23 protein-coding genes are annotated in these 22,549 nt (G+C 61.6%); 14 read left to right on the forward strand and 9 right to left on the reverse strand.

Annotated features, from left to right (window positions below):
• Positions 1–112: 112 nt before the first annotated feature.
• The 4 genes from J5278_RS18080 to J5278_RS18095 are packed head-to-tail and all read left to right on the forward strand — an operon-like array spanning position 113 to position 5,123.
• Positions 113–1,342 (forward strand): imelysin family protein, encoded by a 1,230-nt coding sequence (locus J5278_RS18080; protein ID WP_209182836.1) that lies wholly within the window; start codon positions 113–115, stop codon positions 1,340–1,342.
• Between the two features lie 43 nt (positions 1,343–1,385).
• Positions 1,386–2,927, forward strand: coding sequence for a di-heme oxidoredictase family protein (locus J5278_RS18085; protein ID WP_209182835.1), 1,542 nt, complete (start codon positions 1,386–1,388; stop codon positions 2,925–2,927).
• Positions 2,927–4,030 (forward strand): imelysin family protein, encoded by a 1,104-nt coding sequence (locus J5278_RS18090; RefSeq protein WP_209182520.1) that lies wholly within the window; start codon positions 2,927–2,929, stop codon positions 4,028–4,030. Before J5278_RS18085 ends, J5278_RS18090 begins: the two co-directional genes overlap by 1 nt.
• Positions 3,978–5,123: a DUF1513 domain-containing protein gene (locus J5278_RS18095; RefSeq protein ID WP_209187302.1), complete on the forward strand. Its 1,146-nt coding sequence runs from the start codon at positions 3,978–3,980 to the stop codon at positions 5,121–5,123. Before J5278_RS18090 ends, J5278_RS18095 begins: the two co-directional genes overlap by 53 nt.
• 32 nt (positions 5,124–5,155) lie before the next feature.
• On the opposite strand, the gene J5278_RS18100 is transcribed toward J5278_RS18095, so the two are convergent.
• The gene (locus J5278_RS18100; RefSeq protein ID WP_209182518.1) at positions 5,156–6,235 is read right to left on the reverse strand and encodes a DUF2252 family protein; all 1,080 of its coding nucleotides are present in this window, start codon (positions 6,233–6,235) and stop codon (positions 5,156–5,158) included.
• Positions 6,236–6,355: 120 nt separating this feature from the next.
• Between J5278_RS18100 and J5278_RS18105 the strand changes: the two genes are divergently transcribed.
• The 4 genes from J5278_RS18105 (at position 6,356) to guaA (ending at position 9,622) form a co-directional block, all read left to right on the forward strand.
• Positions 6,356–6,808 carry a TspO/MBR family protein gene (locus J5278_RS18105; protein ID WP_209182517.1) on the forward strand — a complete coding sequence of 151 codons (453 nt, stop codon included), beginning with the start codon at positions 6,356–6,358 and terminating at the stop codon, positions 6,806–6,808.
• A 69-nt stretch (positions 6,809–6,877) separates the two neighbouring features.
• On the forward strand, positions 6,878–7,327 hold the full coding sequence (locus J5278_RS18110; protein WP_111216155.1) for a PaaI family thioesterase: 450 nt from the start codon (positions 6,878–6,880) through the stop codon (positions 7,325–7,327).
• Positions 7,324–7,965: a 5'-methylthioadenosine/S-adenosylhomocysteine nucleosidase gene (locus J5278_RS18115; RefSeq protein ID WP_209182516.1), complete on the forward strand. Its 642-nt coding sequence runs from the start codon at positions 7,324–7,326 to the stop codon at positions 7,963–7,965. The genes J5278_RS18110 and J5278_RS18115 overlap by 4 nt, the downstream gene beginning before the upstream one ends.
• Before the next feature lie 94 nt (positions 7,966–8,059).
• Positions 8,060–9,622, forward strand: a complete 1,563-nt coding sequence (guaA, locus tag J5278_RS18120; protein ID WP_209182515.1) for a glutamine-hydrolyzing GMP synthase — start codon at positions 8,060–8,062, stop codon at positions 9,620–9,622.
• Positions 9,623–9,908: 286 nt separating this feature from the next.
• On the opposite strand, the gene J5278_RS18125 is transcribed toward guaA, so the two are convergent.
• The 5 genes from J5278_RS18125 to J5278_RS18145 all read right to left on the reverse strand — a co-directional run bounded on the left by J5278_RS18125 (position 9,909) and on the right by J5278_RS18145 (position 13,488).
• The gene (locus tag J5278_RS18125; protein WP_209182514.1) at positions 9,909–10,307 is read right to left on the reverse strand and encodes a type II toxin-antitoxin system VapC family toxin; all 399 of its coding nucleotides are present in this window, start codon (positions 10,305–10,307) and stop codon (positions 9,909–9,911) included.
• Positions 10,304–10,576 (reverse strand): AbrB/MazE/SpoVT family DNA-binding domain-containing protein, encoded by a 273-nt coding sequence (locus J5278_RS18130; protein WP_209182834.1) that lies wholly within the window; start codon positions 10,574–10,576, stop codon positions 10,304–10,306. Before J5278_RS18130 ends, J5278_RS18125 begins: the two co-directional genes overlap by 4 nt.
• Before the next feature lie 112 nt (positions 10,577–10,688).
• Complete coding sequence (locus tag J5278_RS18135; RefSeq protein ID WP_209182513.1) at positions 10,689–11,450, reverse strand: ABC transporter ATP-binding protein; 762 nt, start codon at positions 11,448–11,450, stop codon at positions 10,689–10,691.
• Complete coding sequence (locus J5278_RS18140) at positions 11,447–12,442, reverse strand: iron ABC transporter permease (RefSeq protein ID WP_209182833.1); 996 nt, start codon at positions 12,440–12,442, stop codon at positions 11,447–11,449. The genes J5278_RS18135 and J5278_RS18140 overlap by 4 nt, the downstream gene beginning before the upstream one ends.
• Before the next feature lie 41 nt (positions 12,443–12,483).
• Positions 12,484–13,488, reverse strand: a complete 1,005-nt coding sequence (locus J5278_RS18145) for an ABC transporter substrate-binding protein (RefSeq protein ID WP_374108286.1) — start codon at positions 13,486–13,488, stop codon at positions 12,484–12,486.
• A gap of 234 nt (positions 13,489–13,722) precedes the next feature.
• Between J5278_RS18145 and J5278_RS18150 the strand changes: the two genes are divergently transcribed.
• The 4 genes from J5278_RS18150 (at position 13,723) to J5278_RS18165 (ending at position 16,974) form a co-directional block, all read left to right on the forward strand.
• Positions 13,723–14,784, forward strand: a complete 1,062-nt coding sequence (locus J5278_RS18150; RefSeq protein WP_209182832.1) for a succinylglutamate desuccinylase/aspartoacylase family protein — start codon at positions 13,723–13,725, stop codon at positions 14,782–14,784.
• A gap of 2 nt (positions 14,785–14,786) precedes the next feature.
• Complete coding sequence (locus J5278_RS18155) at positions 14,787–15,137, forward strand: ArsC family reductase (protein ID WP_209182511.1); 351 nt, start codon at positions 14,787–14,789, stop codon at positions 15,135–15,137.
• 3 nt (positions 15,138–15,140) lie between these two features.
• Positions 15,141–15,614, forward strand: a complete 474-nt coding sequence (gene ybaK / locus J5278_RS18160) for a Cys-tRNA(Pro) deacylase (RefSeq protein ID WP_209182510.1) — start codon at positions 15,141–15,143, stop codon at positions 15,612–15,614.
• Between the two features lie 106 nt (positions 15,615–15,720).
• On the forward strand, positions 15,721–16,974 hold the full coding sequence (locus J5278_RS18165) for an aminopeptidase (protein ID WP_209182509.1): 1,254 nt from the start codon (positions 15,721–15,723) through the stop codon (positions 16,972–16,974).
• A 19-nt stretch (positions 16,975–16,993) separates the two neighbouring features.
• Here J5278_RS18165 and J5278_RS18170 read toward each other — a convergent pair whose 3' ends face one another.
• Positions 16,994–17,854, reverse strand: coding sequence for an EamA family transporter (locus tag J5278_RS18170; RefSeq protein WP_209182508.1), 861 nt, complete (start codon positions 17,852–17,854; stop codon positions 16,994–16,996).
• Between the two features lie 78 nt (positions 17,855–17,932).
• Between J5278_RS18170 and J5278_RS18175 the strand changes: the two genes are divergently transcribed.
• Entirely contained in the window at positions 17,933–18,430 is a 498-nt protein-coding gene (locus tag J5278_RS18175; RefSeq protein WP_209182507.1) for a MarR family winged helix-turn-helix transcriptional regulator, read from the forward strand.
• Positions 18,431–18,441: 11 nt separating this feature from the next.
• Here J5278_RS18175 and xseA read toward each other — a convergent pair whose 3' ends face one another.
• Positions 18,442–20,055 (reverse strand): exodeoxyribonuclease VII large subunit, encoded by a 1,614-nt coding sequence (xseA, locus tag J5278_RS18180; protein WP_209182506.1) that lies wholly within the window; start codon positions 20,053–20,055, stop codon positions 18,442–18,444.
• Between the two features lie 222 nt (positions 20,056–20,277).
• On the opposite strand from xseA, the gene J5278_RS18185 reads away from it, so the two are divergent.
• On the forward strand, positions 20,278–20,508 hold the full coding sequence (locus J5278_RS18185; RefSeq protein WP_209182505.1) for a hypothetical protein: 231 nt from the start codon (positions 20,278–20,280) through the stop codon (positions 20,506–20,508).
• 30 nt (positions 20,509–20,538) lie between these two features.
• Here J5278_RS18185 and J5278_RS18190 read toward each other — a convergent pair whose 3' ends face one another.
• A complete protein-coding gene (locus J5278_RS18190) occupies positions 20,539–22,380 on the reverse strand; it encodes a hypothetical protein (protein ID WP_209187300.1) in 1,842 nt (613 codons plus the stop codon).
• Between the last annotated feature and the right edge of the window lie 169 nt (positions 22,381–22,549).

The raw sequence follows: 22,549 nt of genomic DNA on the forward strand, positions 1-22,549 counted from the left end.
TTTTCGGCCATGAAGCCATCGCCCCAGTTTCCGATGGCGCAGACAGTCGCTGTAGAGGATTACGATATTGAAAATCAGATTTTACGCCGCCTTGGCGCTCGCCGCTACCTCCATGACCGCCTACGCTCTTCCGGCCCGCGCTGCCGTCGATGAGGCTGCCATCGTCAAGCATTATGCAGACGTCGCCCATGCGAAGTACGAGGATTCGCTGACGCTCGCAAAGGCGCTCGACAAGGCCATCGATGCGCTGATCGCGACGCCGAGCAAGAAGACGCTCGACGCTGCCCGCGCCGCATGGATCAAGGCCCGCGTTCCGTATTCGCAGTCGGAAGTCTACCGCTTCGGCAACAAGATCGTTGACGACTGGGAAGGCGACGTGAACTCCTGGCCGCTGGACGAAGGTCTGATCGACTATGTCGACAAGTCCTACGGCACGGAAAGCGACGAAAATGCCCTTTATGTCGCCAACGTCATCGCCAACAAGACGATCAAGATCGATGGCAAGGACGTCGACGCGTCGCATCTGACGCCTGAGTTCATCACCTCGCTGAACAGCGCAGGCAAGGTCGACGCGAATGTCGGCACCGGCTACCACGCCATCGAATTTCTGCTGTGGGGCCAGGACCTGCACGGCACCGGCCCGGGTGCCGGCGAACGTCCAGCCACGGACTACGACGTGAAGAACTGCACCGGCGGCAATTGCGATCGCCGCGCCGAGTATCTGAAGTCGGCATCGACCAAGCTGGTTGCCGATCTCCAGACCATGACCGACGACTGGGCGCCCGATGGTGCTGCCACCAAGGAAGACGAGAAGGACCCGAAAGCCGGTATCGTTGCCATCCTGACCGGCATGGGCTCGCTCTCCTATGGCGAGCTGGCTGGCGAACGCATGAAGCTCGGCCTGCTGCTACACGATCCGGAGCAGGAGCATGATTGCTTCTCGGACAATACCTACAACACCTATAACAACGACATCGTCGGCATCCAGTCGGCCTACACCGGCAACTACACGCGCATCGACGGCACCAAGATGAAGGGTCCCTCGCTACACGAGCTGGTGGCCGAGAAGGACAAGGCCGTCGATAAGGAAATGATGGCCAAGTTCGCCCTCACCCAGAAGGCGGCCGATGCCATGGTCAAGCGTGGCGAGACCGTCGAGAAGTACGACCAGATGATCGGCGAAGGCAACTCCAAGGGCAACGCCGTTGTCCAGAGCGTCATCGACGGGTTGCTGGACCAGACCAAAAGCATCCAGCGGGTTATCGCTGCGCTCGACGTCGGAACGGTCAAGCTTGAAGGTTCTGACAGCCTCGACAACCCCGGCTCCGTCTTCAAGAAGTGATGAAGAAGGGCGGTGGCACGATGCCGCCGCCCTTTCGTCCAATATGACAGACCATCCTGGCCGTCGCATTTTCACCCTCGCACTGCTGGCTGCTGCGCTTGGCTGCAGCGGATTGCCGGTGGCTGCCGACGGGATCGATGCACCTGCGGTCCGCACCGACCTGACGCCGGCGCAATTGAAGCGCGTGCAGGCCGTGACCCGCCCGACGACGGACTTCTCCCGGGCGGAGACCTATGAGACGATGGAAAGCGGCGCCGGGACGTCGACTGCTGCCGTCAACGATCAGGCCTTCTCCCAGCCTCCGACCAATCTCGATCCGGCACGCGCGCTCGACTTTCATCTCGGCAACGCGCTGTTCCGCCAGCTCTGGGTCTCCTCGCCGTCATCGACGCAGGCGACCGATGGCCTCGGGCCGCTGTTCAATGCCCGCTCCTGCCAAAGCTGTCACATCAATGACGGCCGCGGCCACCCGCCGGAGACTTCGGGCAGAGCTGCCACCATGTTCCTCCGGCTGGCGCGGCCGGCAAGAACAGCCGAGGAGCGCCAGGCCTTGGCGGACGCCCGTGTCGTCAATTTTCCGGACGCAACCTATGGCACCCAGCTTCAGGACACGGCAGTGCCGGGGCTTGCAGGCGAGGGTCAGGTCGCTGTCGACTACACCGAACATGCCGTCACCCTTGCAGGTGGCGAGACGGTATCGCTCCGCCAGCCGCGCTATTCCGCCACCGATCTCGCCTATGGCCCGCTCGGGCCGGACACAACGCTTTCGGCGCGCGTCGCCCCGGCCATGCTCGGGCTTGGGCTGATCGAGGCCATTCCGGATGCCGATATCCTAGAGCATGCCGACCCCGACGACCGCGACCATGATGGCATTGCTGGCAAGGCTGCGATCGTGCGCGACAACAGGACCGGCAAGCTTGCGCTCGGACGCTTCGGCTGGAAGGCGCAGAATGCCACGGTGCGCGACCAGTCCTCGGCTGCCCTCGAAGGCGATATCGGCATCTCCAACCCCGACAGGCCGAACGCCTATGGCGATTGTACCGCCCGGGAGCCGCAATGTCTGGCCATGCCTGATGGCGTGCAGAAGCGCCTCGGCCCGACGGAAGCCCCGGAGGCAGTGCTCGATCTCATGACGTTCTATTCCGAGAACCTCGCCGTGCCGGCGCGCCGCAAGCCCAGCGATCCGACCGTGCTGCACGGCAAGGAGATGTTCTACGAGTCCGGCTGCATTGCCTGCCACACGCCGAAATTCGTCACCCGCAGCGATGCCGGCACCGAGGCGCAGTCCTTTCAACTTATCTGGCCCTATTCCGATTTCCTCCTCCACGACATGGGCGACGGTCTCGCCGACGGCCAACCGGTCGGCGTGGCGAGCGGCAAGGACTGGCGCACCCCTCCGCTGTGGGGCATCGGCCTGACGAAAACCGTCAGCGGCCATACCTTCTTCCTGCACGACGGCCGTGCGCGCAGCCTGACCGAAGCCATACTCTGGCATGGCGGCGAGGCGACAAAAGCGCGCGACGCATTTGCATCCCTGTCGAAAGACGATAGGCAAGCCCTGATCACCTTTGTGGAGTCCCTGTGATGCACCCCTGGAAATTTCTAGCTGCTGCCCTGCTGTTGACAAGCGCTGCTATGCCGGCCCTTGCGGAGACGCCGGCGCCTGGTCCCATGAACGACGCGGCTGTCCCCGGCGTCATGCAGAAGGCGGTGGATGATGTCATCCGCCCCGGCTATGCCAGGATGCACGCGTCCGCAGAGGCGCTTTCGATCGCGATGACAGGTCTTTGCAAAAATCCCTCGGCGCAGGCGGAGACGAGCGCCAAAGCTGCCTTCACCGACACCATCACAGCCTGGTCCATGATCGAGATTGTCCAGGTTGGCCCGGTTCTCGACAAGAACCGCTTCGAGCACATCCTGTTTTACCCCGACCGCAAGGGCATCGGCATGAAGCAGGTGCAAGCGCTCATCGCCAAGGCCGACGAGAAGGACACCACAGTTGCCGATGTTGCCGCCAAGAGCGTTGCGCTGCAGAGCCTGACGGCGCTGGAATACGTGTTGTATGGCAATGGCTCCGAGACGCTTGCCACCGATAAAAACGGCTTCCGATGCCGCTATGGCGCGGCCATCGCCGGCAATATCGCGGAGGTCTCCGGCGATATTTCAGCCGAATGGGACGACCCGAAGGGCGTACAGGCCTCCTGGAAGACACCCGGCAAGACCAGCGACGATTTCATGGACAACAAGGAAGCCATCACCGCGCTGCTCGGCATCCTTGTCCACGGGGCTGAGAACGTCCGCGACCAGCGGCTGGAGACATTCTACAAGGGCGACCCTGCGGCGGCCCGACCGCACATGGCCATCTACTGGCGCTCCCGAAACACCTGGCCCTCGGTGAAGGCCAACCTCGAAGGCTTGCAGGCTCTGTGGCAGAAAGCTGGCATGACCGATCTCCTGCCGCCGGGCAAACACGATATCGCAGCGAAGATAGACACGAGACTGAGCCAGTTGATCGCCACCGCAGGCTCGATCAATCCGGATATCGAAGCCGCCATCGCCGACCCCTCCGAGCGCGGCAAGATCGATACTCTGCTTGCCGAAGCCCGCTTGCTGGCGACCGATCTCTCCGACGGCTATGGCGTGGACATCGGTCTGTCGGCCGGCTTTTCGTTTGCTGACGGAGACTGAGGCCTTGCGCAGCGCGCTCATCGATCGCCGAAACTTCGTCAAGGCTGCCGGAATCGGTTTCCTCGCCTGCCTGCGACCGGGCGCGCTGATGGCACTGGAGCGGGCCGATGCGGTCTATGCATCGGGCATCCGCGCGGCCGACGGCTCCTTTGCCGTGGCGACCGTGACCGAGCGCGGCGAGATCGTCGATCGCGTGGCGCTTCCCGCCCGCGCCCACGGCATGGCCTTTTCGAATGCGACCGGCCATACCGTTGCCTTCGCCCGCCGCCCCGGCACCTATGCGATGATTTTCGATCCTTTCGGCAAGACCGAGCCGATCGTCATCGCCGCAGCTCAGGGGCGCCATTTCTACGGCCATGGGACATTTTCTCCGGACGGCCGGTTGCTCTATGCCAGCGAGAACGACTTCGACAACAATCGCGGCGTCATCGGCCTCTACGACGCCCACAATCGGTTCTCCCGCATTAGCGAATACCAGACCTTCGGCACCGGGCCGCACGACATGACGGTGTCGGACGACGGCCGTCTCATCGTCGTCGCCAACGGCGGAATCGAGACCCATCCGGAATTTGGCCGCACGAAGCTCAATCTCGACCACATGGAACCGTCGCTGACGCTGATTGACGCGGCCACCGGAGCATTGGTCGAAAAACACGGCCTGCCGGCGGAATATGCCCAGGTATCGACGCGTCACGTGGATATAGATGCCAGTGGCAGGATCTGGTTTGCCTGCCAGTACGAGGGCCCGCGCAATTCGCTGCCGCCTCTCGTCGGTCACTTCGCAAAGGGCGAGGATCTGACATTCGTGACGCTGCCCGACGACACGACGCGGGCACTCGGCAACTATGTCGGCGCCATTGCCGTCAACCGGCACGAACATCTGGTCGGCGTCACCTCGCCGGTCAAAGGCACGGCTGTCACACTCGATGGCCGCACGGGTGCCGTATTGAAAGTCGAAAGCATCGACAACGCCGCCGGTATTGCGCCCGGGGCGGATGGCTTTGCAGTCTCCTCCTACGACGGCACTTTCGGTGTTGCCCGTAGCGATGTTGCCTGGGACCAGCATATCGTGAGGATCGGCCAGCCGGTGTAGCCGTTGCCCCGGGCAAACGAGTTGCCCCAAACTCAGCCAGCTGCCGCATACTCGGCCTGCTCTGCAGCAACTGCGGCTGCCGCCGTCTTCGCCGCCGCACGCAGCCACGCGTCGCCACGCGCATCGAGATCGGCGAGGATGGCCGGGATAACGGACGCGTCGTTCGAATGGCAATTGGCGATCTCGAAACCCATGAGGTCGAGCATGTCCGGCGAAAGCAGCGTGTCGAGATCGCCATCGACCTCGATCTTGCGGCTGTTCGGCGAAAGGCGGCGAACAAGGAGGTCTCCGGTGATCCTGTATTGCGGATCGGGAGAACGGGCCCGGCCGTCAGCGATAATTCCGGCATGAATGGCGGTGTTGGCGGGGTCGTGGCGCAGCGACCAGGCGGACATGGCGAGCGCCTTGACTTCCCTGAGGACCGGGCCACCGCGCCAGTAATCCACCATCGCCACGAAGCGTGGACGGCCAAGGCTTCCCGTGCCGGCAGTGCGGGGCTTGATAACAAAGTCACGCGTATGCTCCGGCAGCGAACCACGGAGCACTTCAAGGTACTTTTGCCGCGGCGGTGCGGTGCAGGCCGGCAATTCTGTGAATTTCTCCCAGAAATCCTTACGCTCGCCATTGGACAACATGACGGCCTTTCGCAGCCACTTGTAGTCCCGCTCGAGGATAACGGGCATCGGCCTACCCAGTCCGCGTCGGTAGCCGGCAAGGATAGCGGCGGCAATGGCCGTGGTAGAGGGCGAGCTTGCTTTGCGGGCAAGAATGGCACTCGTCGTCAAGCGAACGAGATCGAGCACATAGGGCATGGTCGCTGCATCATCGAAATCGTTGGCTCCCCATACCAACCGGCCCTCGCAATCGCGCCACGTTCCGAAGTTTTCAAGATGGGTATCGCCGATCGCCAGCACCTCGGGCGCCGACGCCAGTTCGGGGCAGAGGTCGAGGATGGTTTCAGCCCAGCGCCAGTAGGTGGCGCGAAGGAACGCGAAGCTGCCGCTCTTCATCTTCTGGTGCTTCAGGGCGAGATCGGCCTCCACAATTTCTCCCGGCAGCGCCGTCCGCAGCCACGTCTCGTAGGATTCAGTCGACTGCAAGATGCTAGCCATCACACTTTCCATTCTAACGTCGGTCAATTTTCGGAGCCACACGCAACCGTGCAGCCGGGAATGCATACTGGCAAGGGATGACGCTTGGCGGACAAGCGGCGCTACCTTATGTTGGTCACCATGAACAAAGCATCGACCTATATCGTCTTCATCGTCGCCGTCCTTGGGATAGGACTGGCGATCGGTTTATTCAATCTGCCCGGCGTCTGGTACCAGTCATTGGTCAAGCCGCCGTTCAATCCGCCGAACTGGTTGTTCGGCCCTGCCTGGACCACGCTTTACGTCCTCATCGGCATTGCCGGTGCACGCACATGGCTCATGGGGCCAAAGACGGAAGGCATGAAGCTCTGGTTCGTCCAGATGGCGCTCAACTTTCTCTGGTCGCCATTTTTCTTCGGTCTGGAGAAGCCGCTGATCGCGCTCATCATCATCCTCGGGATGCTGATCGTCATCCTCGCCTTCATCGCCAACCGCTGGCAGCGCGACAGGATTGCGGCGCTGCTGTTCATCCCCTATGCCGCCTGGGTTGCCTTTGCGATGGTGCTGAACGCTTCCATCGCCTATCTCAACTGAAATTGCCCTGTCGCCGCTTGTCTGGCACCGGCAGCCATGCCACTTTCCCGTGACCAACGAGGGCATGGCATGAACGATGGCAGCAGCGGCGATTTCAGGCAGCGAATCCGCGACAGCTTCGAAAAGCAGGCAGCGATGGAAACCATCGGTGCCGAGCTCACGCGTGTCCAGCACGGCATGGTCGAGATCGAGCTACCCTTCGACATCAAGTTGACGCAGCAGCACGGCATACTGCACGCCGGCATCATCTCTGCGGCCTTGGATTCGGCCTGTGGGTTTGCCGCCTACAGCGTCATCGATCCGGAGGCTTCCATCCTGACCATCGAATTTAAGGTCAACCTGATGTCGCCGGGCCGCGGCGAGCGCTTCCTTTTTCGCGGCGAAGTCACCAAGCCGGGCACGACGATTATCGTCGCTGACGGTCGGGGCTACGCCATCGGCGACGGACCGGCCAAGCTGATCGCCTCGATGACCGGCACGATGATGGTGATCCGTGGCAGGGAAGGAATTTCGGGATGAGCTTCGAACTGAAATCCGTTTCCGGCAAGACGATCCTGTTCGTGATGGCGGCAGAAGCGGAATACGGGCCGTTCCTGCGCTCCCGCATCGAGCCGCTGATGACCGGCGTCGGTCCGGTCGAGGCAGCGATTGCGCTCACCCGGACGCTTACGCAGCTCGACGCCCGCGACGAACTGCCAGATCTCGTCGTCTCGCTTGGCTCAGCCGGCTCTGCAACGCTGGAACAGACCGAGGTCTACCAGGTCAGCTCCGTTTCCTACCGCGACATGGATGCCTCGCCACTCGGCTTCGAGCGCGGACGCACGCCATTCCTCGATCTGCCTGCCTCAGTCGAACTGCCGCTGCGTATCCCGGCAGTGCCGACGGCCAGCCTTTCGACCGGCGGCAACGTCATTTCCGGGGCGGAAGCCTATGCCGCCATCGGCACCGATATGGTCGACATGGAGACCTTCGCGGTGCTGCGCGCCTGCCAGACCTACAGCCTGCCGCTCATCGGGCTGCGCGGCATATCGGACGGCATAGTCGAGCTGCAGCATATCAGCGGCTGGACGGAATACCTGCACATCGTCGACCGCAAACTTTCCTATGCCGTCGACAGCCTGTTTGCGGCGCTTGAGGACGGTGTCTTCTGGTTCTGAAAGCCCTGCTGCCAAGGACAATCGGGACAATATTTTTAACGCTTGCCGGCATTGCCCGATTGCATGAAGCAAGGCTTTTCTCTAAAGGCTCGCCATGACCCAGACAGTTCATCCAGATACCGTTCTCATCGTCGATTTCGGCAGCCAGGTAACCCAGCTAATCGCTCGGCGCGTCCGCGAAACCGGCGTCTATTGCGAGATCGCCCCTTTCCAGTCCGCCGAAGCAGCCTTTCACCGGCTGAACCCGAAGGCGGTCATCCTGTCCGGCAGCCCGGCATCGACGGTCGACGAAGGCTCGCCTCGGGCACCGCAGATTATTTTCGACAGCGGCCTTCCGGTCTTCGGTATCTGCTACGGCCAGCAGGTGATGTGCATGCAGCTCGGCGGCATGGTAGAGAGCGGCCATCACCGCGAATTCGGCCGCGCCTTCCTTGAGGTAAACCAGGATTGCAAGCTGTTCGAAGGCCTCTGGTCTTCCGGCTCGCGCCACCAGGTCTGGATGAGCCACGGCGACCGCGTAACGGCGCTGCCGGAAGGCTTCGAGGTCATCGCCACATCGTCGAACGCGCCTTATGCTTTCATCGCCGACGAGAAGCGCAAATATTACGGTGTGCAGTTCCATCCGGAAGTGGTCCACACGCCAGATGGCGCCAAGCTCATCGCCAACTTCATCCACAACATTGCCGGCCTCAAGGGCGACTGGACGATGTCGGCCTACCGCGCCAAGGCGGTCGAGGCGATCCGCGCCCAGGTCGGCAGCAGCAAGGTAATCTGCGGTCTCTCCGGCGGCGTCGACTCATCGGTTGCGGCGCTGCTGATCCACGAGGCCGTCGGCGACCAGCTGACCTGCATCCTCGTCGACCACGGCCTGATGCGCAAGAACGAGGCGGCCGATGTCGTCGCCATGTTCAAGGAGCACTATAACCTGCACCTGGTGCATGTGGATGCGTCCGACATGTTTATCGACGCGCTGGAGGGCGAAAGCGACCCGGAGACCAAGCGCAAGACGATTGGCCGGCTGTTCATCGACGTCTTCGAGGCCGAGGCAAAGAAGCTCGGTGGCGCCGATTTCCTCGCCCAAGGCACGCTTTATCCTGATGTCATCGAGAGCGTCTCCTTCTCTGGCGGCCCATCGGTCACCATCAAGTCTCACCACAATGTCGGCGGATTGCCCGCCCGGATGAACATGCAGTTGGTCGAACCGCTGCGCGAACTGTTCAAGGACGAAGTCCGGGTGCTCGGCAAGGAGCTCGGCCTTCCCGACAGTTTCATTGGCCGTCACCCCTTCCCCGGCCCCGGTCTCGCGATCCGCTGCCCCGGTGGCATCACACGCGAAAAGCTCGAAATCCTGCGGGAAGCCGACGCAATCTACCTCGACGAGATCCGCAAGGCCGGCCTCTACGACGCCATCTGGCAGGCCTTTGCCGTGCTGCTGCCGGTACAGACCGTCGGCGTCATGGGCGATGGCCGCACCTACGAATTTGTCTGCGCGCTACGCGCCGTCACCTCTGTCGACGGCATGACTGCCGATTTTTACCACTACGACATGGAATTCCTCGCCCGCGCCGCCACCCGCATCATCAACGAAGTCCGCGGCATCAACCGCGTCGTCTATGACGTGACCAGCAAGCCACCCGGGACCATCGAGTGGGAATAAAATCAACAAATACCCATTGATTTTATTGATTTAAATAAGAATCTTGAACTATTTTACCCGCGTCATCAATTGGACTTTTTATGGTAGTTGGATGGCGTACAATTGAAAAAATGCCGGTCCCATCATGGGATCGGGCAAGCAGAGCGGTGCAAATACGCGCAAGCCTATCTGGCTAATTTTGTTCGCCGCCGGTCGCTTCTACAACTCGTTCGACCCCTGTTCATGCCTCGAGCAGTGACTGGACGCGGATGCCGGCTTGATCGCGCATAAAATAGTCGCCCTGCCCTCAAGTGAGAAGTTGTACGGCGTCGCCTTGCTTGGAAAGCAGGGCAACCGCTTGCTTGTCGAACGACACGAAGGTTTCACCGCCAAGCCATTTGCCTTCGTGCGCCATGATTCCATCGGCGAAGTCGCCGCCGGCCTGAAGCAGCGCAAGGCCTGCTTCAACGGCGGGGCGGTTCAGCACAACATTATCGGCGTCCATTAGCGCCCGGATCGCGGCCGCAACATCCTCTTTCGGCAATTTGGCTCCCTGCCGCAGTATCCAAACCAGTTCGCACAGCGACGGCACCGAAACCGCGATCAACGTCGCCTCTCTGAGCAGCTTGCGGGCCGTATCGGCTTGGGCTGGATCGTCGCGCAGGATCGCACGCGCAAGGACGTTGGTATCGGCCGTGATCTTCATTTTTTGTCTAGTTGGCCGGCCCAACCCGCCGCCGCAATCTCATTCATTTCCTCAATCGAAATCGGCTTCTTCAGCTTTAGTTTGCCGTCGAGCGAATGAAGGAAGTCGTCGATCGTGCCAGACGGGCGCGCAGCCCGCACCCGCAGTTCGCCGCCTGGCAATTTTTCGAAATCGACCCGCTCACCCGGCTTAATGCCGAGATGGTTCAGCAAGTCCCGTTTCAGGGTGACCTGACCTTTTATCGTGACCGCCTGCGACACCGATGCCATCACTACATTCTCTATTATCGTATCAGCCTTATTGTAATGCAAATATACATTACCAACAAGATCCTTCGGGCGAATTTGCAAAAGTCGTTGGATGGCCACCATCGAGAGATCTCTACCCGAGATAGTGGATGTGCGGCCTCTGGGTGTGCGACGACAGTTCCACCCTGGCATCGACGGAGAATACGTCGCGCAGCAGCGTCTCCGTCAGCACCTCCTCGGGAGTGCCTGAGGCCACGACCTTTCCGCGCTCCAAGACGATCAGTTCGTCGCAGAACATGGCGGCGTGGTTCAAGTCGTGGAGTGCGATGATGCTGGTCATCGGCAGGCTGGAGACGAGCCTGAGCAGGCCGATCTGGTGCTGGATATCCAGGTGGTTCGTCGGCTCGTCGAGGATGAGTTCTTTCGGCGATTGTGCCAGCGCCCTGGCGATCTGGGTGCGCTGCCGTTCACCGCCGGAGAGGCTATGCCAACGGTCCTGGCGCTTCTCCCCCATGCCTGTGCGCGCTAGGGCCGCTTCGACCGCCTCCTCGTCTGCGATCGACCAGCCCGAAAACATCGACCGGTGGGGAAAGCGGCCGAGCTTGACCACATCGATGACCCGAAGACCGGCATTGGTGGTGGCATGCTGCTCCACGAAGGCGACGCGCTGGGCGATGTTGCGACGGCTGACCGTGCCGATGTCCTGCCCGCCGAGTGTGACTTGCCCCGTATCCGGTTTCTTGAGGCCCGCCAGCAGGCGCAGGAGGGATGTCTTGCCGGAGCCGTTGGGGCCGAGCAGGCCGAGCATCTTGCCTGATCGGGCACTGAAAGAGATCCCGTCCAGGATCGTCTTCCTGCCAATGCTCCAGATGAGATTTTCAGCTGCAATGCTCATGATGCCCGCTGGAACCGGTAGAGAATGAAGGAAAATACGGGCACGCCGACGAGCGCGGTGACGACGCCGATCGGTAGCACCTGATGGGGGATCAGCACACGCGAAGCGATATCCGCCAGCACCATGAAAATCGCACCGAAGATGGCGCAGGCTGGCAGCAGCCGGATATGCAGCGGCCCGACTATGAAGCGCGCAGCGTGGGGCACCACGAGGCCGACGAAACCGATCGAGCCGACCATGCTGACGATCGTTGCCGTCATGACCGCCGTCAGGGCAAACAGGACGATCCGGGCGCGACCGACGTTCACTCCCAACGATGAGGCTGTCTCGTCGCCGAAGGCGAAGGCATCCAGCACGCGCGCATAGGCAAGGCAGGCAACTAGCGAGATGCCGATGACGATCGAGACCAGCGTCAGTTCCGGCCAGCGCACTCCGCCGAAACTGCCCAGCAACCAGAACATCACGTCGCGCGCCTGCTGCGCATTGCCCGAGGTGGTGACGATGTAGGAGGTGGTGGCATTGAAAAGCTGCGATGCAGCGACGCCTGCAAGGATAGTCCGGTCGGCGCCGCCGCGCGCGCCGTTCGATAGAAGCGCCACGAACAGGAATGCCGCGAAAGCGCCGGCAAAGGCACCCGAAGAAAGCGACACCGCGCCCGATCCGATGCCGAGAATGACGATGGCAACCGCGCCTGTGGAGGCGCCGGCCGAAATCCCGAGCACATAAGGTTCTGCCAGCGGATTGCGCAGCAGCGACTGCATGATGGCCCCTGACAGAGCCAGCCCCGCACCGCAGAATGCCGCCACCAGCGCCCGGCTGAGGCGGTAATCCCAGATCACGGTTTCATGGATGCGGTTCAGTTCGATCGCCGTCAGGCCGAGGCGGTTGGTGACAGCGGCAAACGTCGTCGCGAGCGGGATCGGCAGGTCGCCAATGCCGACGCTGATGCCGACCACCAGACCGATTGCAGCAAGCGACGCAATCACCACCATGCTGACCGTCGCCAGTTGTCTTAGAGACCGGCGCGTCACGGTCACTTCAGCAGGCCGACGGCTTTCAGCTGGGTCGCCACCTGTTCGGCACCATAGATGGTGCGGATTGTCGGGTTCATCGCCTGACCGTCCATGACAACGATGGCCTTGTTCCTGACGGCTGCGATCTGGCTGACGGCAGGGTCGGTGGTGAGGAACTTGATCTTCGCTTCCGGCTTGTCGAGTTCCCAGCGATTACGGTCGAGATTGGCAACGACGATGACGTCCGGGTTGGCAGCGATGATGCTCTCCCAGCCAAGCGTTGGCCATTCGGCTTCCGCCTCGATTGCGTTTCGGCCGCCCAGCGCATCGGCAATGAAGCCGGATGCGCTGTTCTTGCCGCCGACATAGGCATCTGCCGACGGGCTGGGGCTGGAGAACCAGAAGACATAGGACAGCTTTTTTCCGTCCTTTGAAACGCTGGCGCGCAGGGCTGCTTCACGCGTCTTTAGATCGGCAATCAGCGCCTGGCCACGATCTGCGACATCGAAGATCTGGGAGAGCTCGTCGATCTCCTTGTAGAGCTGATCCATGTTCCACAGTTGGTCGCGGCTGCCATATTCGTTCTTGATCTTCTCGGTGCTGAGGCAGGTGCTCGGCGAGAGGTATGTGGGGACGCCAACCTTGTCGAAATCCTCGCGCTTGGCAACCTTGCTGCTCGGTCCGACGAGGCTCGGCAGGGCGGCAGCGACAAAATCGGGATTTTCGGCGAGGATTGTTTCAAAGGTCGGGAACTCCACCGTCAGGAGTTTCACCTTGGCGTTGGCCTCGGCAAGCTGGGGAAGGACCTTGCTCGGCCAGAACGCGGTAGCTGCCATCCTGTCCTGCAGGCCGAGCAACAGCATGATCTCGGCGCTGTTCTGCCCGAGCCCGATAGCACGCTGCGGGGCTTTGCTGATTGTGATCTTTGCACCGCAATTGTCGATCGTAAGCGGATATTTCGTTGCCGCGGCGAGTGCAGCTTGGCTCACGAAAACCTGCACGAGGCAAACGCCAATGGCGGTCAGAAAAGATCTGAATACGGTCACGGAAAACATCCTGCTCTTGGCCCTGCGGCAATGTGAGATTGTCTGCGCGGTATAACCATTCCGCCGGGATAAAAACAAGAGTTACGCGCTCATATTTATTCCAGTTCGGCAGCGCTACCTCACCCCACCTGCCCGATTCATAGCGAAAGCGCTTGTCGGCGGGGGAGCCTGATTGCTATGGAACCTCTCGTCATCAATGAGGGAGCCGCATCTATGGACGTTACCGAGATCGTCATCGACGGCGATACGCCGGGCATCGCCTGGAAGCTGCCTGTGCTGCTTTTTGCAGGCTCCGATGCTTCGGCGCCAAAGGTCTACATCCAGGCGGCGCTGCATGCTGGCGAATTGCCAGGAACCGCGCTGTTGCATTTTCTCTGCGAGAAACTGCGGGCGGCGGAGGCCAGTGGCGGTATCCAGAGCGACATCGTCGTCGTCCCGCATGCCAATCCCATCGGTGCGGCACAATCGCTCTTCGGCGGCATGGAAGGGCGCTTCGAGCTCGGCTCGCGCACCAATTTCAACCGTGACTTCCCGCTTATCGCACTTGGGGACCGGCACAAGTTGCTGGAAAACCTCGATCGCCTGCCGGCTGTGGTGCGTCTGAAGCGCCAGCTTATCCACATGGCGCTCGGCGCGCACCTGGTCATCGATCTTCATTGCGACGATGAATCGCTGCAATACGCCTACATCGACAGCGCCTTCTGGCCGGAGGCTTCAGACCTTGCCGCAGCGCTCGAGATGGAGGCGGTGCTTTTGTCCGACGGGGAGAGCTCCGCCTTCGAGGAGGCTGTCAGCTATGCCTGGAAGTACGAGGTTCCAGGCGAAAAGAAGCAGCGGCTGCCAGGCAAACTGTCGGTGACCGTGGAGCTGCGCGGTACCCGAGACGTCTATCCCGGGATGGCGAGAAAAGACGCCGATGGCCTGTGGAATTTCCTTGCCGCCCGCGGCATAGTCCGCGACGACGATCTCCGTCTTTCCGCGTTTACAGGGCCGGCCGTTCCGCTCGACAATATCGAGATGATCCGAACCCCTGTCGCTGGCACCGTGCTTTTCCACCGCAATATCGGCGAACGCGTCGAAAAGGGAGACATTATCGCGACGATCATCACTGCACCCGGCATGCCCGACAGCACGCTGGATATCGTCGCGCCGCAGGCCGGGCTGATCGTCACCCGCGCCTCCGACCGCCTGGTGCGGCGCGGCGCGGACCTGATGAAGATCGGCTGCGACGCTCCGAGCAGCGTCGTTCGCAAGCCCGGCACACTGGAGGACTGAGCGTGAGCGTCACGATCTACGGCATCAAGAACTGCGACACGATGAAGAAGGCGCGCAGTTGGCTGGACGCCCACAGCATCCCGTACCGTTTTCACGACTATAAGGCGGAAGGCATCGACCGCGAGCACCTGCAAGGGTGGATCGGGCAAGCGGGCTGGGAGACGGTGCTCAACCGCGCCGGTACCACCTTTCGCAAGCTCGACGAGGCCGACAGGACTAATCTCGACGCCGAAAGAGCCACTGCGCTGATGCTGGCCAAGCCCTCGATGATCAAGCGGCCGGTGCTGGAAGCTGAGGGCAAATTGCTGGTGGGATTCAAGCCTGCCGAATACGAAGCCCTTTTCAAAGTTTGATGCATGTCGAAAACCACCCGCGCGACGCAGATCCTTAGCCAGGCAAAGATCGTTTTTACCACCCATGTTTACGACTACGATCCGAACGCCGAGCGTATCGGACTGCAGGCGGCAGAGGCCTTGGGTGAGGAGCCGCATCGGGTTCTGAAGACGCTGATGGCGGAAGTCGATGGCAAGCCGGTTTGCGTTGTCGTGCCCTCGGATCACGAAGTCAGCATGAAGAAGCTGGCCGCCGCTTTTGGCGGCAAGTCGGCCCATATGATGAAGCCTGTCGATGCGGAGCGGCTGACTGGCTACCATGTCGGCGGGATAAGCCCTTTCGGCCAGAAGAAGGTCGTGCCGACGGCCATCGAAGTCAGTGCCATGGACGAGGCCTATGTTTTCATGAACGGCGGACAACGCGGACTGCAAGTTCGGCTCGATCCGAAAGACGCTCTCGCGGTTTTGAAAGCAGTCGCGGTGCCGCTAGTCGCCTGATTTCGTTCCGCCGATACCGCTGGCGATTTGGCTGCTAGCAAGCTTCATTTTCGCCGCAATGGGGTTTAAGTCTTCTTCCTTCGCATTACCCAGCAGGCAGGTTCCCATGACATCCGTTTCCCAGAGCACTCACACCATCGATCCCGTCAAGCTCGACAAGCTTGCCGAAGTGGCCATCAAGGTCGGGTTGCAGCTGCAGAAGGGCCAGGATCTGGTCATCACCGCGCCGGTCGCCGCTATGCCGCTGGTCCGCCGCATCACGCGGCACGCCTATATCGAAGGCGCCGGTCTGGTGACATCCTTCTATGCCGACGAGGAAGCAACACTTGCCCGCTATGAAAACGGCAGCGACGAAAGCTTCGACCGCGCCGCCGGCTGGCTCTACGACGGCATGGCCAATGCCTTCGCCAACGGTGCAGCCCGGCTCGCCGTCTCCGGCGACAACCCGATGCTGCTTTCCGGCCAAGACCCGGCCAAGGTGGCCCGTGCGAACCGCGCCAATTCGACGGCGTACAAGCCGGCGCTGGAGAAGATCTCCAATTTTGACATCAACTGGAACATCGTGTCCTACCCGAACCCATCCTGGGCACGACTGGTGTTCCCGAATGATCCCGAGCCGATCGCGGTTGCCAAGCTCGCGCGGGCGATCTTTGCCGCCTCGCGCGTCGATGTCGAGGATCCGATTGCCGCGTGGGCGGAGCACAACGCCAATTTGCGCGTCCGCTCCAGCTGGCTGAACGACCAGCGCTTTGCAAGCCTGCATTTCGTTGGCCCGGGCACCGATGTCACCATCGGCCTTGCCGACGGCCATGAATGGCATGGCGGCGCCTCGACGGCGAAGAACGGCGTAACGTGCAACCCGAACATCCCGACGGAAGAGGTTTTCACCACGCCGCATGCCCTGCGAGTGGACGGCTACGTCTCGAGCACCAAGCCGCTGTCGCATGGCGGCACGCTGATCGACAATATCCAGGTGAAATTCGAAGCGGGCCGGATCATCGAGGCCAAGGCCAGTCGCGGCGAGGAAGTGCTCAATAAAGTGCTCGACACCGACGACGGCGCGCGACGGCTGGGTGAAGTGGCGCTTGTGCCGCATTCGTCGCCGATTTCTGCCAGCGGCATCCTATTCTACAACACGCTGTTCGACGAGAACGCGTCCTGCCATATCGCGCTTGGCCAGTGCTACTCGAAATGCTTCCTCGACGGCGCGTCGCTGACGCAGGAACAGATCAAGGCGCAGGGCGGAAATTCCAGCCTGATCCACATCGACTGGATGATCGGCTCGGACAAGGTCGATATCGACGGGGTGAAGCCGGACGGCACGCGCGTACCAGTGATGCGCAAGGGCGAATGGGCCTGATTTAAGAGCGTTGCGCGCGTCAATTCGGCCTTTGGGCAAGAGACGCGCGCTGGCTTGCCCAGACGCTGGCCAGCACGACGGCAACGCCGGCCAGTTGCACCGCATCGAGTGCTTGTCCCAGCAGGCTCCAGCCGAGAAGGACTGCAACGAGAGGGCTCAGGAAGCCTAGCGCTGATGCCGCCGGCGCGCCGATCAGGCGGAGGCCGCGAAACCACAGGATATAAGTGAAGGCCGCGCCGACCAGCCCGAGATAGAGAAACCCGGCAAGATTTGCGATCGTCAGCGGCGGCAAACCCGGCTCCAGCAGAAGTGCTGCAGGTGCCAGCATCAGACCGCCAGCCGTGAGTTGCCAGGCCGTGAAGGTCAGCGGTGATACAGGCGGCTTCCAGTGGCGACTGAGGACCGTGCCGAAAGCCATTGAGAGAGCGCCGGCAAGTCCCGCAGCAATGCCGATAGGATCGAGCGACGCACCCGGGCGTAGCACCAGCAGTGCGACGCCGCAAAGTCCCGCCATGCCGGCCACGACAGCAAAAGGGCGCACCGAGGTGCCCATGACGACGCGCGAGAGGGCAATGACGATCAATGGCTGCACCGCTCCCACGGTCGCGGCCACGCCGCCGGGCAAGCGGTAGGCGGAGACGAAGAGAAAAGCCCAGAACAGCGAGAAATTGAGCAGACCGAGCACGAGGTTTTTCCACCACCATGCGCCCTGCGGCAATTCCCTCACCATTACCAGCAGCAGAAGCCCTGCCGGCAAGGCACGCAGCGTCGCCACCGTTAGCGGCACGCCTGCCGGCAGCAGTTGAGTCGTGACGATGTAGGTCGAGCCCCAGATGGCGGGAGCAAGCGCCGTCAGGCCAATATCGCGGAGGCGGGACACTGCATATCTCCATTTATCTTGACTTCAAGATAGATCCCTAAATCTTGACGTCAAGATAAATTTTGCCATAGTGGCTGCATGGATCATGTCGATAGAATTCTGGAGCAGTGGAGCCGAGAGCGGCCGGATCTGGACACCGCGCCCATGGGCCTGCTCGGCAGGCTCGGTCGCCTTCACACCCATCTCATGCGCGAGGTCGAGACGACCCTTGCCGAACATGGGCTGACACCTGCGAGCTTCGACGTGATGGCAACGCTCAGGAGAACCGGTGCGCCCTATCGTCTTTCTCCGGGAGACCTGATCGCCGCCACCATGGTGACCTCAGGAACCATGACCAACCGCATCGACCAGCTGGAGAAACAGGGGCTTGTCGCTCGCCTTTCCAACCCGCAGGACGGCCGAAGCGTGCTGATAGGCCTGACGGACAAGGGACTGTCGGTAATCGAGGATGCCGTGACGGCGCATGTGGCGAACCAGCAGAGGATCACCGCATGCCTTAGCGCGGAGGAGTTTGCAGCGCTGGACGGACTTCTTGCTCGCTATCTCGCGCATTTCGAAAGGGCCGCTGTGGAGTAGCGACGCAAATCTCAGAACAAGGTACCCTGTTTCTCACCATCGGCAGGTATCGCCGCCGGTTTTGCGGCGCGCTTCTTCGTCGGAGGAACAGGCGCGGCGTGCGGCGGCATCGTATCCATCCCCTCCCCTGCGGTGGCAGCCACACGGCCGTCTGCAAACTCCAGTGAGATCGCCTGGCCGGCCGAGATAAGCGCTGCCGACGAGAGCGGGCGATCCTCCTCATCGCGCACGACAGCATAGCCGCGCTTCAGGACATTCTTGTAGGACAGCGACTGCAGCATGCGGTCCTGAGCGGCGATGGCACCCTTGGCCATGCTGAGCCTGTGCAAGATCGCTGTATCGGAGTGCCGGCCGAGATTGGACAGACGGTCGCGAAAGCTGCGGCTCTGGGCGGTCAACCGCGCCGGCACGCCGCGCATCGCAACGTCGGCGTTGGAAATACGCTTGTGGCCGTCGAGGAGAAGGCGCTCGACGCGACGCTCGGCGCGCACCATCCGCTCGTTGAGCTTCTGGCGCTTCTCGGCAATCCGGGTCGACAAAACCTCGGGGCGCAGGTGCGCGGCGGCGCGCTCGAAACTACGGCGTTTGTTGAGGGTATTCAGTTCGAGACCGCGTCCAAGGCCTGCGGCCGTCTCGTCGAAGCGGCGGCGCGGCAATGCCAGCAGCTGATCGAGCGACGGCAACGCGCGCACCAGCGCCCGCACCGCCTGGCCGTGATGATCCATATGGCGACGGATGCCGGTCTGCAGGCGGGCGGAAAGGCCTGCTGCCTGCGCCTCGAGGTCGGCTTTCACCGGAACAGCCATCTCGGCAGCGCCTGTCGGGGTCGGCGCCCGCACATCGGCCGCATAGTCGATCAACGTCCAGTCGGTCTCGTGGCCGACAGCGGAGATTAGCGGGATGATGCTTTCAGCTGCGGCGCGCACGACCATCTCGTCGTTGAAACTCCAGAGATCCTCGAGGCTGCCTCCGCCCCGCGCAACGATCAACACATCCGGACGCGGCATGTCGCCGCCGCGCTCAAACGCATTGAACCCACGGATGGCGTTGGCGACTTCAGACCCGGATCCCTCGCCCTGGACCTTTACAGGCCAGACGAGCACACGCACCGGAAAGCGATCGGCGATGCGGTGCAGAATATCGCGGATGACAGCGCCGGTCGGCGAGGTGACAACGCCGATCACCTTCGGCATGAAAGGTACCGGCTTCTTGCGATCGGCGTCGAAGAGGCCTTCGGCGCCGAGCTTGCGCTTGCGTTCCTCGATCAGCGCCATCAGGGCGCCGGCGCCGGCCGGCTCCAGGGTCTCGATGACGATCTGGTATTTCGAGGATCCTGGGAAGGTGGTGACCTTGCCGGTGGCAATGACTTCCATACCCTCTTCCGGGCGGAACTTGAGTTTGGAGAAGCTTCCCTTCCAGATGACCGCGTCTATGCGTGAACGGTCGTCCTTCAGCGAAAAATAGGCGTGTCCGGAAGAATGTGGACCGCGATAGCCGGAGATCTCGCCGCGAACCCGCACCTGGTCGAAGGCATTTTCGACCGTGCGCTTGATCGAGCCGGACAATTCGGAGACCGAATATTCCGCGAGGTTCGATGGCGAATCATTTTCGAATAAGCTGCTCATGCATTCTTTTAGCGCAACTGTGCGCCAAGATCAGCCATCCGACCGCCTTCACCCGCAGTTTTCAGCCATCCGGCAAGCCATTAACAAGATCAGAAGATTGAGTTTGTCCTGTTATAGAACGACGCAGTTTTCAGCCGTTGCAAACACTTTGAACGAGCTGTTTCAGCGTTTCTTAGTGAGATCCGGGTATATCCGGGACTATCTTCTACAGGAGTTTCCCAGATGATCTTCGTGGTTGCCTTGGCAATCGGCGTTGCCGTGTCCCTGACGCGGTCCGTTGCAAGCATAGTGCTTTCGGCCGCCCTCATCGGCTTCGCCTTCGCTGCCGCGGCATTGCTGTCTCCGGCGGGAGCTTCCGTTGTTTCACTGTTGCTGGCGATTGCAGGCTTCAATTCAGCCTTTGCAGGGCAGGTTGCCCTGCTTCTTCTGCTGCAGAAGCCCCGCGTCGCCTAGGCCGGGAAGACGCCATCGGAAAACCGGACTTCAGGGCTGCCTGACGCGAAAGAACTTTATGTCCGGACCCTGTTTTACCGAGATTGGCTCCAGATAGGCGGGCACGTTACCCTTTGCGAGTTGCGCATAGAGGCCGTCCGGGCTCCGCTGCGACAGCTTTTCGACTTGCGGATCAATTGCGCAATAGGCAAGCAGCGTCACACCGGCCTGCTGCAACAGGGCCTGCGCATCCTTCGGCGTGGCAAGGCCGATCTTCATTTCCGCCAGCATCCCATCGGCGTCCCGATGGTAGGGACCCGACAGGGTACGATGCCGCGTAAAGCGCAGGATCGGTGAGCCCAGGTTGGAGGCCGCGACGACCACGCCCGGATCGAGCGCTGCGAGCGGAGCGAGGGCGTCCTTCGAGGAGCACTTGCTCTGGTCGGCTTCGACATCGGCAATGGCCGGCGTCTTCGAGAAGATGTTGCCGACATTGCTATCGGCAAGGCCACCGCCGACCGCCCAGACCGCAGGTACGGAGATCAACACTCCGACTACGTAAAAGAATGCTGCGCGAATGTCCTCGGAATCGGCATTGGAGACGCGCCTGAGGTCGAGGACGAAAAGCGTCAGCGGCGGAATGGCGAGCAGATTGGCAAAGACTGCGCCGCGCACCTGCACCAGCGCAATGATCCAGTTGACCGCGAGCAGCGCCAGCAAAACAGCGTGCAGTTGCGGCCTCTCATGGCGGACAATTCGCAGGACGCAGACCGCGATTGCGAGCAGTCCAACGGCATAGAACGCGCCAAGCGCTGTCGGTTCCGTGACGCTGAGCGACACGATGGACTGTGCCTCGCTGACGCTGTTGAGCCAGAGTTCAACCAGCATCGGATCGAGGCCACCCAGCGGGTTGCCCAGGCACTGCGGGGCAAGCAGCACTGCGGCGACCGCGACGGCAACACCGTTCGCAACCAAAACTGCAAACCGTGCCCGGCGTGGCAGGTGGCTGGCAAAGAGCGCTGAGAGCAGCAGACCCACCCCGCCGACAGCAGTAATGCCGTAAAAGCCGAGCGAAAGATTGTCGCAGGTGACCATGGAATAGAAATGCGGTGGCACCGTTGCAAAGAACGCAGCGCTGATGGCGACGGTCAGGGTCAGCGCAAAGGCTGCGGCGGCCGGTGCGAAAACCTTTCCCTCCCAGGCCCAGAGCGTTGCGACCACGATGCAGGCGACGGCAACGAAAGGCGTCGTTTCGGCGCCTATGCCGATGGCGAGGGCTGAGGCCAGGGCAGCAATGGCGAAGCTCGAGGCTCGAAACCGCTCGTCGACCAGCATGGCGACGATCAGTGCGACAAGGCCAAGTTGGACGTTGTCGTGATCGATCGACCCCGGCAGGTAGCGAACGGAGGTGATGATCAAAAATGCGGTCTGGACGAGCGTGACGTGCAGGCCTGGCAGTCCGCCCAGCCGACGCCCGAGAAGCGCCATGCTGCCCATGAACGGCAACACAAGGAACAACGGCCAGACAGTGACGGCGAGCACCTCTGCCCGCTCCGGGGATACAAACAGACGGAATAAAACGATCAGGCTCGCAATCGGCAAGTCTATGAAGCGGGACCAGTGCATCAGCGTCCCACCGTCGAGGCCTAGCCGGTATTGCATCATGTCGAACCAGCCCTGGCCGCCAAGCAGGTCGCGGACTTCGACGAGGCGCATGGCATCGTCGTTGTCGGCACCGATATAATCGACGGCATTGCGGTTGAGGAACAGCAGGACGAGAATAACCACCAGACTGTAGGCCAGCGTCACGAACCAGGCGCTCGACCAGAGCGACGCGGTTGCTGTTTTTCCGTCGATGCCTTCGATCGGCCGCATATCCGTCACACCAGTCATGTCGTGATCCCGTACCCTTACTTGCTGCAGAGACGAAACTACCGTTCCAGCCTCAAGAAAGCGTAAAGTTGCCGGCCATCATCCGTCAGGAAATATTGACAAATTGGTGGGATGGTCAGGGGAGACACTGGTTGCCGAGACGCTTTGTATCGGCCACCGCACCAACGAC

This window comes from Rhizobium sp. B21/90 (assembly GCF_019355815.1).
GTDB classification, from domain to species: domain Bacteria; phylum Pseudomonadota; class Alphaproteobacteria; order Rhizobiales; family Rhizobiaceae; genus Rhizobium; species Rhizobium rhododendri.